This is a genomic window from Microbacterium keratanolyticum, from assembly GCF_016907255.1.
In the GTDB taxonomy this organism is placed as follows: domain Bacteria; phylum Actinomycetota; class Actinomycetes; order Actinomycetales; family Microbacteriaceae; genus Microbacterium; species Microbacterium keratanolyticum.
Map to the genome: position 1 here is coordinate 1,955,757 of NZ_JAFBBQ010000001.1, position 13,499 is coordinate 1,969,255.

A 13,499-nucleotide genomic window follows, 5' to 3' on the forward strand; every position below is an offset into this window, starting at 1 on the left:
GTGGAAGGATGACGCGCACAGATGAAGCACGCCGAAGGATTGACGCCTCACCGGTGCGGGTGTTCGCCGCACTGACGACACCCGAAAGCCTGGAGCAGTGGCTGGCGCCCGACGGGATGACGGCGCGTGTCGAGCGTTTCGACGCGCGCGCCGGCGGGGAGACGCGCATGGTGCTCACCTACGACGACGCCAGTGATGCTCCGGGAAAGAGCGACGCCGCGCATGACGTCGTGGAGACCACGATCGTCGAGTTCGAGCCCGGGGTTCGCATCGTGCAGGCGATCACCTTCGAGACCGACGACGACGCTTTCGCGGGTGTCATGCGCATGACCTGGGAGGTTCTTGCCGACGGCGCGCACTCACAGGTGCTGTTCCGTGCGGAGGATGTGCCGTCGGGGATCTCCGCAGAGGATCACATCGAAGGGCTGACGGCGTCGCTGCGCAACCTGGCGGCCCTCGTCGAGCGCTGAGCGGCCGAACTAGAGGTCTTCGGGCTCGGGCGGATCGACCGTGAAGCCCTGCGCCTCCAGCATCCGCCGACGCTCTTCCAGACGGCGGTGCAGCTCCTGCTGCCCGTCGGCGATGAGGTCGGCAGGCAGGTCGACGTGAGCGCCGCGGGCGGCGCCGTGGCGTTCGGCGATGAAGCGGTCGAGCTCTGGGCCTGAGGTCCACGAGGAGATGAGCGCGTACCGCGGTGCGCTGCCGCGGTGCCAGACCGCGTGCCAGAACCGCTGCGTATCGAGCACCAGACGGGTGCCCGCCGGAAGGGGGATGCGCGTCTCGGTCGCGGGATCGAAGCGGTCCTCGCGGAGGATGAGCAGCGATTCGCCGTCGTCGCTGAGGTTCTCGTAGCCGCGGACGACCCAGCCGGTGCCCTCGGGGTTGAGGCGGTTGTTGTCGTCTTTGTGCAGGTTGTAGATCGCGTCGGCGTAGGTGTTCGGCTGCAGTTCGATGACGCGGCAGCGGCCGACCCCTGCGCCGGCCGCGAGAGCTCGACGCTGCAGGGACGGAGCGATCGCGACCTGAGATGGGATCCACACGCCGTCCTTGTCGGTGCGCGGGGGAGTGTGGTTCCAGAAGGCGTTGCAGTCGACCTCGCCGAACGCACTCGCCAGAGGCGCGAAGCGGGTCACCCCGGAGGAGCGCCACGGCACATACGCGAGGTTCATCCACTCGCTCGCATCGACGTCGCGCTCTGCGCGGTCGAGGATGACGTAACCGGTCTCATCGAGAGCACTCGATCTGATGTACGGCATGCGCCCACCTTTCCTGCGGCACCAAAGGCACTAAGGGCATGCTAAGCCAGCGGGCTGAAAGAGCCGATTCCGGTCGCCGTGAATAAGTCCCCGGTGGTCTCGCGGATGCCTCGGCGCGAAGCATCCGCCTGAATGGAACCGATAGCGTGGAGGCATGACGCAACCCCAGGGAGCCCACCTCGTCGGCAGCGTGAACTACGACGACGCCGAGAAGACGATGCGCACCGCCGCGGCCGAGATGGGGTCGCTGCTGCGCCGCATCCCGGACGGCGAGGTCGGCAAGAGGTTCCACTGGATCATGTTCCAGCCGGACGTGCTCGGGCAGACCGAGGGGCTCGAGCGCATCGGCGACGAGCCGCGGATGCTGCGCACTCTCGACACGCGTCCGCTGCGCATCGCGGAGGGCGTGGATGCTGCCGCGCTGCAGTTCCCGCCGCTGGGGTACGCGTCTGCGGCGATCGAGTCGTACGCGATCTTCGCCCGTCTGCGCGCCGAGGGTGTGATCGCCGCCGGCACGCGCTTTCAGGTGTCGCTGCCGACGCTCGTCGCCGTGGTCTCGGCGTTCTTCTTCGGCGATGACCGTGAGGCCATCGAGCCCGTCTACACCGCGGCGATGCTGCGTGAGCTGGACGAGATTCTCGCGGCGATCCCGCACGAAGACCTCGCTGTCCAGTGGGACGTCGCCTCGGAGATGGGCATCATTGAGCAGGCCGCCATCTACGGCAAGCCGATGTCGGCCTGGTGGCCTGGCGATCCCTTCGACGGTCTCGTCTCGCGCCTCGCTGCGCTCGTGGATGCCGTCCCCGTGGACGTCGAGGTCGGTGTGCACCTCTGCTACGGCGACATCGCCGAAGCCCACTTCATCGAGCCGAAGGACGCGGGAACGCTGACCCGCTTCGCGAACGCCGTCGTCGCGGCATCCGCACGTCCGCTGACCTGGTTGCACCTGCCCGTGCCGATCGAGCGCGACGACGAGGCCTACTATGCACCGCTCGCAGACCTCGCGCTCACGGACGAGACCGAGCTGTACATCGGTCTCGTGCACCGTGAAGACGGTGTCGAGGGCGCGCAACGTCGCATCGCCGTCGCCTCGAAGTTCGTGCCGACCTACGGGGTCGCGACCGAGTGCGGCATCGGACGCGCGCCCGAGGGGACGACCGAAGGCATCTTCCGCACGCACGCCGAGGTCGCCGCAGCCTGGTGAGTGTTTGTCTCGACGCGCCGTCGCAGCAGCTCGATTAGCGCTCAGGCCCGTCGTGTCGTAAGCTTTTCCGCGGTGACGTGTCCGAGCGGCCGAAGGTGCAACACTCGAAATGTTGTGTAGGTTCACCCCTACCGTGGGTTCAAATCCCACCGTCACCGCCATGAAAACCCCCTCCTCGTGAGGGGGTTTTCGCGTTTCGGGACCTATCGGTGATCGAGTCTCCCTCATGGCCTCGGGCCGGAAGTGGGCGTGCGAGTGCGTGACGGGGCGCAGCGCGCACTAGCCTTTCAAGGACGAGAGGGCGACATGGCGGTCGATGGCAGGACGCTGACGAAAGCGGAAGCGCGGGAGGCGGCACTCAACGCCCTCGACAAGGCCTGGGCGCTGATCCCCGCCGAGCGACCGGATGATCTGCCGGGGAAGACGAACTCCGAGGGCGTGTACATTCCCGACCATCACCACTTCGAGACCACCGTGTGGGGCGTACGGGTCGGATATCTGGGCACTGCTCACCGCCCATCCGAGGCTGAGAGGCGATGATGACCTGCTCGCGCAGCTCCTCGCTGTTGTGAATGACCGCGCTGCGATGCGGGGCCGTCGCTCCTTCAGGCTGCTGTTCGGGTCGGTGAAGCTCGCCAAGTACGCACCGCAGATCGCCGCTTATGTCGATGATCCCGACGTCTACGGCCACGTCGTCGGAACGCTCTACAAGATGCGGACGCCGGACTACGTCGACCAGATCCGCCCTCATGCCAACTCGCCTTCTGCGTGGATTCGCAAGGAGGCGAAGCGGTATCTGGCGAAGTACGACGCGAACCCCTCCTGAGGTCTCAGCAGCTCGAGGGTGGCCCCCGCGTCACTTTTTCGGCCACGCGGACTCCTTCTTCATGAAACGATGCCTCGTCGGCATGATCTGAGGGGATTCTGTGTGATGAAAGACAACGACGCGATGGTCTCGACGAATGCCGTGTCTCGACGGACGGTCGTTCAGGCTGCCGCATGGTCGCTGCCCGTGATCGCTGCGGCCGCGACCATTCCGATGGCGGCCGCATCCGTGAACTGCGTCGCGACCGTGAGCTCCGCAACAGCGTCGTACGCGAAGCTGAGCGCGACGTCCGCGGTCTTCACCTGGACGAACATCTTCGGCGACGGCAAAGACCTCACGCTGACGCTCGTGAGCGTCCCCAACGGCGCCACCAACATGACGATCAACCAGACGAACAACTTCATTCTGGACCCAGCTATGCAGGGTGGGGAAGCCCAGCCCAGCGTGCGGCTGTCGATGGACACTGTCGATCTGCGGAACATCGCCGGGGGCCAGCGGGTGACGTTCAGCTTCGCTTTCGACGGCGCACCGACGACAGTGGATGCACTCAGCTACACGATCAAGGACATCGACGGTGTTCAGGCGTTGGACGGCCTCGGAGGTGCAGAGCGCGTCTACCTGTCCGAAGGTACGGGCACGTACAACTCTGACTGGATTCGCGGGCAGGGGACCGGCGCCAACCCGTGGCGTCCTTTCACGGGGGCTCCGAACTCCGAGGTGATCCCGAGCAGCGGTGCCGGCAATGTGGCGGTCAGCCTGCCACAGGCCAGCGCCTTCAGTCTCACCTTCGTCGCCAACAACTCCGGCCGCTCGATCAACGACCGACCGAACCAGAACATCTGGGTCGGTCCATTCAGTTTCACAGCCGTCAATCCGGCCTGTGTGCTGTGAGCGACCGATGACCACGGTGCCGCAGACGCGCGCGTCGACAGCACGACAAAACCAGTGGGGAGAAGCACGATGAGCAACGCATCTTTGAAGAGATCGAGCCGAGCGGGGGCTGTGTTCGCGGGGGCGCTGCTCGCCCTCGGCGTGATCTTCGCACCCGGCGGTGCAGCGCTGGCCGCCGAGATCGAGAACGGGGACCCCGTCTACATCGGTGGGCGCGAAGGGTACTCGGGCACCGGGATCTTCCCGATCTGGTCGTCGGGCAGTCAGGCTGGGGAGCCTGACTACTGGGCGTATTGCATCGAGCACGACGTGAGCGCCAAGACCGGTCTCCAGGGCACCGTCGGCGATGTCGACAGCTTCCTCGGGAGCAACTACTTCGCCGATCCTGCGATCCCCGGCAAGGTCCGCTGGGTCCTCGCGCACAGCTACCCGGCGGTGAGCCTCGAAGAGCTGGCGGCGGAGGCGGGCGTGCCCGTGATCTCGCGCAGCGACGCGATCGAGGCCACGCAGTATGCGATCTGGCGCTACACGGATCTCAACTTCGATGCGGCGTGGGCGTGGGAGACGCCCGAGTCCGAAGCCGCGTACTGGTATCTCGTGAACGGCGCGAACGCCAGTCCTGGTCTGACCCCGGGTGAGCTCACCGTCACGGCATCTGTGACGGCACCGAGTGCGGCCCAGATCGCAGGAACACTCGTCGGCCCGTTCGTCGTGAACACCAACCAGGCAACCGTCGCGCTCTCCGTCGACCCCGTCGTCACCGTCACGGATGTGGACGGGAACGCGATCGACGTCAACACCGTCGCCGACGGGCAGGAGATCTATCTCGACCTGCGCGGAACCACGACCACCGGAAGCGCCACCGTTCGGGTCGTCGCGGACGGTGCAGCCACCGGGAAGGTCGTGTCTGTCCCGAACACACCCGGAGGCACGCCGAGCGAGGCGGATCATGCGCAGACGATAATCCTGGTCGCCCCGGGCTCCGCGACCACGACGGCCGAGGCTGCCGTGACGTGGGCCGCAGTGCCGGTGGCTGTCGTGCCGGCCATCGGAACGTCTTTGGTCGACTCCGCCGACGGAGACCGGGTGCTGGCCTGGAACGGCGGCACGGTGATCGACACCGTCGCCTACGAGAACCTGGTGCCTGGCACGGAGTACACGCTCGTCGGTGAGCTGATGCGCAAAGCGGATGGCTCGTCGACGGGCATCACGGGAACGACGACGTTCACCCCGACGTCCGCCAACGGATCGGTCGACGTCCGCTTCGTCGTGCCGGAGGGATTCGCAGGACAGACTCTCGTCGCATTCGAATGGCTGTTCGTGGGGACGGACACGCTCGGCGAACCTGTTGCGGCTCACACCGACATCGAGGATGCGGCACAGACGGTCGTCGTAGACACCACAGTGCCGGTCGCTCCGGTCGTGCCCGCCGCACCGAGCCCGTCGGGCGGGCAGCATCTCGCCGCGACCGGTTCACCGGCGCCGGTCGCGCTCGCCGCCGGTGCGCTGCTTAGCGTCCTCGCCGGCGCGGCTCTGATGATCGCCAGGCGACGATCCGCAGAAGCCTGACTCGACCAGTGAGGCAGGGGAGCGGAACCCGAACCGCACCCCTGCCTCACTCGTTCCCCACGGAGATGCGCCCACAGGAATTTCTGCGAGAGAGGTGCCGCGCGGGCATCCGACTTCTAGGATGTGGATGCGGGCGAGGCGGATCGGCCGTGCTCATCCTCTCGGCCCGAAGCCAGAGAGGCGGGCGAGCGTCATTCTGAGGGGAAGACGTGAACGAGTCTCGTGGCGACGCCGATCTTCTACGCAGCCTGCGCGAGGGAGATCAGAGCGCATATGCGATTCTGTGGGAGCGCCACATCGGCGCCGCCCTGCGCTATGCGCACCGGGCCTACCCCGTGCGCGCGGAGGATCTGGCCTCCGAGGCGTTCCTTGCGATCTACCAGCAGGTGACGACCACCGGCAAAGGCCCTGAGTTCGCCTTTCGCTCGTACCTTAAGGCGGTGATCCGCAACACCGCCATCCGGTGGCGGAAAGAGGCCGATCTCGTCGATGACACCGCCGCCGTTGACAGCACGGACTTCCGCGATGCGCTCAACCTCATCGAAAGGGAGGCGAACGCCAGCGACCTGCGAGGGGCATTCGAGGAGCTTCCGGAACGCTGGCAGCGGGTGCTGTGGCTCAGCGAGGTCGCCGAGGTCGGGCGTCCCGAGATCGCCCTCGAGCTCGGCATCAAGCCGAACGCTGTTTCCGCGCTGCAGCGGCGGGCGCGCGCAGGTCTCAAACTGAACTGGCTGACGAGACAGATTCCGCTCGCACTGCGCGAGGACCCGGGGCACGCCGCCCATCTCTTCCCTCGCCATCTGGCTGACCCCCAGGACGCGATTGTGGCGGAGGAGGTTTCTGCTCACGTCGCCGAATGCGTGGTCTGCGGTGAACTGCTGCTCAGCCTGCGCAGCGACGCGCGTCGACTGCAGAACGTCACTCTGTCGGCGGTCGGTTTCGGTGCCCTGGGGGTCACGCTTCCCTCCGTCGGCGCGTTCGCGCCCGGGACCGTGGCCGCGGCGGCGCTCGCCACGGCTGGCGCGGGGATCGGCGTGGCCGGTCTCCTCACCGGTGGCATCGGTGCGCTCTCGATCGGTGGCATCCTGCTCACGACACTTCTGCTCCCCGGGCCTGTTCCCGTGGTTCCTTCTGCGGCGGTGGCGGACTCGACGGCAACAGCGGCGCCCGTCACGCCCGGTCCGACCGTGCCCCCGGGCGTGATTCCCGCGCCTGCGCCCGCGCCGGCGGCCACTCTGCCCGGCGTACCGTCGCCGACGGGGCGCTGGAACGCCGATCCGTCCATCGACTCCGTTGATCTCGTGAACGACCCGGCCGCGGAAGTGCCACTCGCTCCGACTGCGCCGGTGACGGCACCCGGGACGACGCCGGGCCCCGGCGAGGGCACGGCATCGACGCCGAGCCCGGGAGTATCCACTCCGCCGACGTCGTCCGGCTATCTCGCTCCGGTACTGGCGGGGCGGACGACGCCGGGGGCGGAGATCGGCATCGACGTAGACGGCCAGCGCTACGCGCCAGCGGTCGCCGCGGATGGCTCATGGTCTTTCGATCCGCGGGGGCTTCAGCTCCCTGCGGGCGACTACGAGTATCAGGCGTGGGCCTTCGACAGCACCGGTGAGTCGCCCGCGACAACAGGGACGTTCACGATCCTCCCGGTCGTGATCGGGGGTTTCGAGAACATCTCAGGCACAGAGGACATGCAGGTGGCTGAGGCGAGCACCACGGGTCTCGTGATCTCCGCCACGGGACCCGCCAACGGCTCCATCTACATCACCACCATGCAGGGGCACACCGCGATCATCCCCCTCGACGAGACCGGGCACGCGCTGAAGCGTCTGCGGATGCACTCACGTGGCTGGTACTGGTTCACCTTCCGCGCGCTCGACGCAGACGAGTACTGGGGCCCGCCCACGGAGCATCCGCTCGACGTCTACGACCCCGATATCATCTTCGATCCCTGGGGACCCGGGCCCGAGGAGATGACCTTCGAGCTCACCGATCCCTAGTCGCCGGCGCCGCTGCGCTCGGATGGCCGCGATCTCCGCCACCACAGGCGCCGCTTCGGTGCCGGCGAGGAAGGCGCAGAGGCGGCTGCCGTGGATGCTCGCTTGCGCTCGTGCCACGCACGGACGTCATCGTCGATGTCGCGCAGCGGCGTCACGACCGGCGGCCCGCCGAGCAGCTGCATGCGCGCATGGCGGACGCGCTTGTTGAATTCCTTCAGGTACTCGCGCACATCGGACTCGTGCCACATCGCGTCGAGTATCTCCTCGACCTCGGCAGACTCTTTGCGCAGTTGGAAGGCGGGCGGCGCCAGCCCTGTGAGGTCTTCGGTCTGGATCTTCCGGCGGATCCACCAATCCGGATCATTCGTCGTGCCGAGACCTTCAATCGGCTTTCCCGCGCCAGGCAGGTTGTCGAACTCTCCTCGATCGATCGCCATCTGGATCGTCAGCTCGACCGCAGCCCAGCGCTCTTCCGTCGTCGACCATCGAGGCGGCCCGCCGGCGCCGTGCTCGGGCACGGATTCGGTTTCGTCGTCGTCGCGCATCTTCCGCACCTCCGATCCGTCCTCAGTAACAGGCTAACGAAAAAGGCCGGATCCTCTACCCCGTTCCGCGCCGTGCAGCAAGGGGGATGATCTTCCCAGCGCACGCGGCCTACCGTCAGGCATGAGCACACGAACGGACGCCTTCCGACCCGACCGGCGGCGCGCATGAACACCCCGACGTCGCAGGTGAGAGAGTTGGCCGAGCGGATCACGGAGGCGCACGCTACGATCGCGGTCGCGGAATCGCTGACGGGTGGGCAGCTGAGCAGTGCGCTCGCCGCGGCACCCGACGCGTCGGACTGGTTCCGCGGCGGCCTGGTCGCCTACGCGCCCGAGGTCAAGTTCGACGTCCTCGGTGTCACGCCGGGGCCCGTGGTCACCGCACCGTGCGCGGAAGAGATGGCCACCGGGATCGAGCGGCTGCTCACGGCGCGCGTCGGCGTCGGTGTGACAGGTGTCGGCGGGCCGGATCCGGAAGAGGGCCGTCCGGCAGGGACGGTCTTCGCTGCGGTGTCGACGCAGGGGCGCGTGGTCGTGCGGGAGTGGCACTTCGACGGCGAACCTGAAGAGGTCTTGGAGCAGACGATCGATGCCATCATCAGGCTCGTCCAGGCAGAACTCTCGCGGCCACATCCCGCAGCCGACACACGAGGAGGACGCTCATGAATTCGCTCTGGATGGACACGTCGCTGCCCGTCGAGGCGGTCGTGCATCGGTTCGAGCCCGGGGCGAGATTCGACGTGATCGTGGTCGGCGCGGGTCTCACCGGTCTCGCCTCCGCGCAGATGCTGTCGGACGCGGGCATGTCGGTCGCCGTCGTCGAGGCGCGCACACCGGGCGCGGTGACGACCGGGCATTCCACAGCGAAGCTGAGCCTCCTGCACAGTGGCGCCATCGCCGACATCCGCACGCACACCTCTCAGGACGTGCTGCGTGCATACATGGACGGAAATCGCCAGGGGCAGGCCTGGCTGCTCGAGTACCTGCAGGGTGCCGGAGTTCCTGTCCAGCGTCGTGACGCCTTCAGCTACGTGACGCACACCGACGCCCGCGCTGAGGCGGAAGCGGAGAAGGCTGCCGCGCGGGAGGCGGGTCTCGATGTGGACGATGTCGACGACCTCGGTCTCCCGTTCCCGACCTACTCGGCGCTGCGGCTGAAGGACCAGGCGCAGTTCGACCCGCTGCACGTCGTACGCGCACTTGTCAGCGGTGTGCGACGCGCGGGCGGAGTCGTCATCGAGCGCGTGCGCGTGACGGATATCGACGTCGGCGAGCCGTGCACGGTGCGCACGACCGCGGGTGACATGCTCGCGAACCATGTGATTCTGGCGACGGGAGTGCCTTTCCTGGACCGCGGACTCTACTTCGCGAAGGTCACCGCTCACCGTTCGTACGCACTTGCTTTCCGGATGCCGGAGGACGCGCTCCCGGCGGGAATGTACCTGTCGCTGGACTCGCCGACCCGTTCCTTGCGCACGGCGCCGGTGCAGGGTGAGGAGCGCCTGATCGTCGGGGGGAATGGGCATCTCGTCGGGGAAGGGCAACCGACGCGCAGAAACGTCGAGGAGCTCGAAGCGTGGACGGCGTCGCACTTCCCCGGAGCCATCCGCACGCATGCCTGGTCGGCGCAGGACTATCAGTCAGCGAACCGGATTCCGTTCGTCGGATGGATGCCGCGCACGGGCGGCAAGGTGTCCCTCGCGACGGGGTTCAACAAGTGGGGCATGACGAACGCCGTCGCCGCGGCTCTCAGCCTCAGCGCAGATCGTCTCGGCGTGCCGTTGCCGTGGGCGGAGAAACTGCATCATCGCGTGACGCGGCCTGCCTCGCTCGGATCGGGCGTCGCGGCGAACGCACGCGTTGCAGGGCTGCTCGCCACAGGCTGGGTCGATGCGGAACTGAGCCCTTTGCCGGATGCGGATCCTCCGGAGGGGGCGGGTGTCGTCGGCAACGAGCGCGGCGCCCCGGTCGCGGTGTCAACCGTCGAGGGTGTGGTGTGCCGGCTCTCCGCGGTCTGCACGCATCTCGGCGGGATCGTCACCTGGAATGACGCGGAACGCTCCTGGGATTGTCCTCTGCACGGGTCGCGGTTCGACGCGCAGGGGCGCCTGCTGGAGGGGCCGGCGACGCAGGACCTGCGCAGGATGCCCGGCTGACTCGCCGCGCGTGCGCGGACGCTCAGACGTCGAGCGCCCGTGCCCACTCAGCTTCGTGAGTGCGCGCGTACTCGGCGACTCCGGCCCAATACGCGCCGTGGCCCTCGGTGAACATCGTCGACCACGGTTCGACCCCGGATGCTGCGGCATCGCGCAGCATCGCATGCATGGCGGCCGCGCGGGTGCCCAGCGTCGCGGGCAGGGCCGCGCGGAGTTCGTCAGCGGGCGCATAGCCGTCGATGATCGCGGCGAGTCGCGCCGCAGCGTCAGCGCCCAGGTGGGCCGGAACATCGATCCCGGCATCCTGTACGACCGCCATCAATCGGGCAACTGCGGGCGTCGAGGACAGCCATGGCTTTCGCACCGTCTCGCCCACGCGCACGACGCTCGCCGTCGCGTTGCCGCCCGCGAGCGGTTCTTCCACCATCATCCTCTCAGCGTAGGCGGACGCACTGTTCCTCAGGCAATGTCGGGTTGCCTCGCGTAGTGTCGAGGTTCCTGCCCCGCACTGAGCGTCCTTTCTGAGGTGTCGGGCGAACGAATCGAGGGAGGCACTCCGGATGCCACGCACGGTGCAGTTTCCCGAAGGACGGCAGATCGCGCTGACCTGGTCGATCCCCGAATCCTTCGGCGGGCTCACGACGGCCATGCTGCGCCGCTCTCGGGCGTTTCGAACATTGGGCGGAACGGATGTCTCGGTGTTCACCCTGGATCCGCGCGAGAACCGCGTGCGCCGCGACCAGATGCTGGCCGAGCGCGAGGCGCTCATCGACGGTGTGACCGTCGGGAACCTGTACGACTGGCTCCGCGAGCATCCCCTTCCCGGTGGCGGCCTGTACCTTGATCGCGAGGTCTTCACTCCGATCGAACCCGGACAGGGGCTGGACGAGCGTGACACCGAAGACGGGCCGGTGCGTCGTCGCATCCGGCACAACGACGCGGGCGACGTGATGCAGATCGACCATCTCCGTGCCGACGGAACGCTGGTTCTCAGCGACCGCTACGACAGCACCGAGCCGGGAACGAAGAGCGGCCGTTCGCTCGTGCTGTGCGATGAGACCGGCGCACCGGTGAGGTCATGGCGCAAGGTCTGGCATCTGTACACGGCATGGCTCGACCGCTTCACGGCGAAGAAGCCGTCGTTCCTCATCGTCGACAGCAAGGTCGTCGCAAAGTTCGTCCTCACGTATCGACGCGAGCATGTCACCACGATCCATGTCGTGCACGGCTCGCATCTCAATGACGGCCCTGAGCCCGTGCGCATCTCCCGCCGTGAGGTGTTCGCTCGTCTGTCGGACTTCGACGCCGTCGTCTTCCCGACCAACGGACAGCGCGCCGATGTGCGCGCCATCGTCGGTCCCGAACCACGGCTCTTCACAGTGCCGAACTCGCTGCCCGACCCGATGCCGTCCGCGGACTCCGGCAGAACCGGCGCAGCCATGGTCGCGCGACTTGAGCCACTCAAGCAGGTCGACCAGGCGATCGAGGCCGTGCAGCGCGCGAACACGACGCTCGCCCCGCCGGTCACGCTCGACGTCTACGGTGACGGACCCCTGCGGGCGGAGCTGGAAGAACGGACGAGCGGCGACCCGAATGTGCGGCTGAACGGTTTCACGACCGACGTGCAGGAACGCCTGGCTCAGGCATCCGTGCTCCTGCTGACCAGCCGGTCCGAGGCGTTCGCGCTTGCCATCGGCGAAGCCATGGCAGCGGGGTGTCTGCCGATCGCCTACGACATCAGCTACGGGCCGAGCGACTTCATCGATCACGGCAAGAACGGATGGCTTGTCGCGAAAGACGACGTCGCGGCGCTCTCCGCTGCGCTCGTCGACGCGTCTCGCCTCCCCGAACGACGCCTGACAGCGATGCGTCGCAGCGCCCGCAAGCGTGCCGCGGACTTCACCGAGGCGCGCGTGATCGAGATCTGGGCGCGGGTGCTGCGTGAGGCCGCAGGGCACGCGCCCGTCGAGCCCCGCGGGTTCCTGTCTCGTCTGCGTCGCTGAGATCTTCTCACAGAGGTCAGATCCCTAGCGAGGCGAAGCGGATGCCGCGCACGACACGCTTCCAGGGGTGCTCGCCGATCGTCCACAGCATCTGATCCTGCGGGTCGAGCGCCAGATCTTCCGTGCCCACCGGCAGGGGGATCGGGCTGCGCTGGAGCATCCGCCCCTCGCCGACCCACAGCCGTCCGGGCTTGCGGATTCCCCGTGACTGGGAGACGAAGATCTGATCGCCCCATCGGGCGACGCCCTGCATGCGAGGGATGCCCGGTGCGCCTGCCTCCGCGGCCCCGTCGGCTGTCGGTGTCGGATCGTCGACGGCGATGAAACCGACTGGTCCGTCGGGGATCGTGAACTCGCCGATGCGCCCGCGGTCGTCGATGCGATACTCGCCGATCAGCACCCGTGGCAGCGGGGTGCCGTCCCCATCGAAGGCGCGTCCGAGGAACGAGCAGCGCAGCGAGACGGGATGGACGCGCGTGCGCACGACGGCGAGACCGGTGAATCCTCGTCGCCCCGTCACCCGGCGCACGTCCTTTCGGTGCAGACGCGTGACCTCGCTGAGATCGAACTCCCAGATGCCCTCATTGGTCGCCGCCGCGAAGAGACGGTCATCGAACCAGGCCAGACCGCCGGCATGGATCTGCGCAGGCTGGAGATCGCCGTTCTCATCACGGATCGCGAAGCTCAGATCAAGGTGACGGGATCGCTGTGGATCGATCAGAGTGACGCGGGATGCGAGGTGCTGCCCCGTCTTGTCCTTGCGGAACCAGCTCACGGCAAGCGCGCGTCGGCCCTGCCAGACGCCGACATCGATGCCCTGCGGGTACCACTTCTCGGTGAAGGACCTCGCCGACAGCCACCGCAGATCCACCGTGTCACGGTGACGGCGCAGCATCCGCCGCCAGCGAGGACCAAACATCCCTCTATCGTCGCCGACCTCGCTGCATGGCGCCAACCGTGATCTGCGCGCGCCTCGCCTATGGGGAAATCCACATACCCCGACGATCACCCCCAACAACGCCCCGACCTGGTTGACACTGAAC

General features: G+C 67.5%; 14 protein-coding genes and 1 tRNA gene. 11 read left to right on the forward strand and 4 right to left on the reverse strand.

Features of this window, described 5'->3' with window-relative positions:
- Positions 1 to 8: 8 nt before the first annotated feature.
- A complete protein-coding gene (locus JOD62_RS09340) occupies positions 9 to 470 on the forward strand; it encodes an SRPBCC domain-containing protein (RefSeq protein ID WP_204939025.1) in 462 nt (153 codons plus the stop codon).
- Positions 471 to 479: 9 nt separating this feature from the next.
- On the opposite strand, the gene JOD62_RS09345 is transcribed toward JOD62_RS09340, so the two are convergent.
- Positions 480 to 1,256, reverse strand: coding sequence for a hypothetical protein (locus JOD62_RS09345; RefSeq protein WP_204939026.1), 777 nt, complete (start codon positions 1,254 to 1,256; stop codon positions 480 to 482).
- A 154-nt stretch (positions 1,257 to 1,410) separates the two neighbouring features.
- Between JOD62_RS09345 and JOD62_RS09350 the strand changes: the two genes are divergently transcribed.
- The 7 genes from JOD62_RS09350 to JOD62_RS09380 all read left to right on the forward strand — a co-directional run bounded on the left by JOD62_RS09350 (position 1,411) and on the right by JOD62_RS09380 (position 7,752).
- Positions 1,411 to 2,460 (forward strand): hypothetical protein, encoded by a 1,050-nt coding sequence (locus JOD62_RS09350; protein WP_204939027.1) that lies wholly within the window; start codon positions 1,411 to 1,413, stop codon positions 2,458 to 2,460.
- A 71-nt stretch (positions 2,461 to 2,531) separates the two neighbouring features.
- Positions 2,532 to 2,621, forward strand: a tRNA-Ser gene (locus JOD62_RS09355).
- Between the two features lie 145 nt (positions 2,622 to 2,766).
- Positions 2,767 to 3,000, forward strand: a complete 234-nt coding sequence (locus JOD62_RS09360; RefSeq protein WP_204939028.1) for a hypothetical protein — start codon at positions 2,767 to 2,769, stop codon at positions 2,998 to 3,000.
- Positions 3,001 to 3,085: 85 nt separating this feature from the next.
- Complete coding sequence (locus JOD62_RS09365) at positions 3,086 to 3,286, forward strand: hypothetical protein (RefSeq protein WP_204939029.1); 201 nt, start codon at positions 3,086 to 3,088, stop codon at positions 3,284 to 3,286.
- 105 nt (positions 3,287 to 3,391) lie between these two features.
- The gene (locus tag JOD62_RS09370) at positions 3,392 to 4,177 is read left to right on the forward strand and encodes a hypothetical protein (RefSeq protein WP_204939030.1); all 786 of its coding nucleotides are present in this window, start codon (positions 3,392 to 3,394) and stop codon (positions 4,175 to 4,177) included.
- A gap of 69 nt (positions 4,178 to 4,246) precedes the next feature.
- On the forward strand, positions 4,247 to 5,746 hold the full coding sequence (locus JOD62_RS09375) for a VaFE repeat-containing surface-anchored protein (RefSeq protein ID WP_204939031.1): 1,500 nt from the start codon (positions 4,247 to 4,249) through the stop codon (positions 5,744 to 5,746).
- Between the two features lie 209 nt (positions 5,747 to 5,955).
- Positions 5,956 to 7,752 (forward strand): sigma-70 family RNA polymerase sigma factor, encoded by a 1,797-nt coding sequence (locus JOD62_RS09380; protein WP_204939032.1) that lies wholly within the window; start codon positions 5,956 to 5,958, stop codon positions 7,750 to 7,752.
- On the opposite strand, the gene JOD62_RS09385 is transcribed toward JOD62_RS09380, so the two are convergent.
- The gene (locus tag JOD62_RS09385; RefSeq protein WP_204939033.1) at positions 7,749 to 8,297 is read right to left on the reverse strand and encodes a DnaJ family domain-containing protein; all 549 of its coding nucleotides are present in this window, start codon (positions 8,295 to 8,297) and stop codon (positions 7,749 to 7,751) included. The genes JOD62_RS09380 and JOD62_RS09385 overlap by 4 nt on opposite strands.
- A gap of 165 nt (positions 8,298 to 8,462) precedes the next feature.
- Between JOD62_RS09385 and JOD62_RS09390 the strand changes: the two genes are divergently transcribed.
- On the forward strand, positions 8,463 to 8,963 hold the full coding sequence (locus tag JOD62_RS09390; RefSeq protein ID WP_204939034.1) for a CinA family protein: 501 nt from the start codon (positions 8,463 to 8,465) through the stop codon (positions 8,961 to 8,963).
- A complete protein-coding gene (locus JOD62_RS09395) occupies positions 8,960 to 10,453 on the forward strand; it encodes an FAD-dependent oxidoreductase (protein WP_204939035.1) in 1,494 nt (497 codons plus the stop codon). The genes JOD62_RS09390 and JOD62_RS09395 overlap by 4 nt, the downstream gene beginning before the upstream one ends.
- Before the next feature lie 22 nt (positions 10,454 to 10,475).
- Here the strand turns inward: JOD62_RS09395 and JOD62_RS09400 are convergent, their stop codons facing one another.
- Positions 10,476 to 10,883 carry a hypothetical protein gene (locus JOD62_RS09400; protein WP_239526616.1) on the reverse strand — a complete coding sequence of 136 codons (408 nt, stop codon included), beginning with the start codon at positions 10,881 to 10,883 and terminating at the stop codon, positions 10,476 to 10,478.
- Positions 10,884 to 11,013: 130 nt separating this feature from the next.
- Here JOD62_RS09400 and JOD62_RS09405 point away from each other — a divergent pair, with 130 nt between their 5' ends.
- Positions 11,014 to 12,456, forward strand: coding sequence for a glycosyltransferase (locus JOD62_RS09405; protein ID WP_204939036.1), 1,443 nt, complete (start codon positions 11,014 to 11,016; stop codon positions 12,454 to 12,456).
- 16 nt (positions 12,457 to 12,472) lie between these two features.
- Here JOD62_RS09405 and JOD62_RS09410 read toward each other — a convergent pair whose 3' ends face one another.
- Positions 12,473 to 13,375 (reverse strand): hypothetical protein, encoded by a 903-nt coding sequence (locus JOD62_RS09410; RefSeq protein WP_204939037.1) that lies wholly within the window; start codon positions 13,373 to 13,375, stop codon positions 12,473 to 12,475.
- Positions 13,376 to 13,499: the final 124 nt, after the last annotated feature.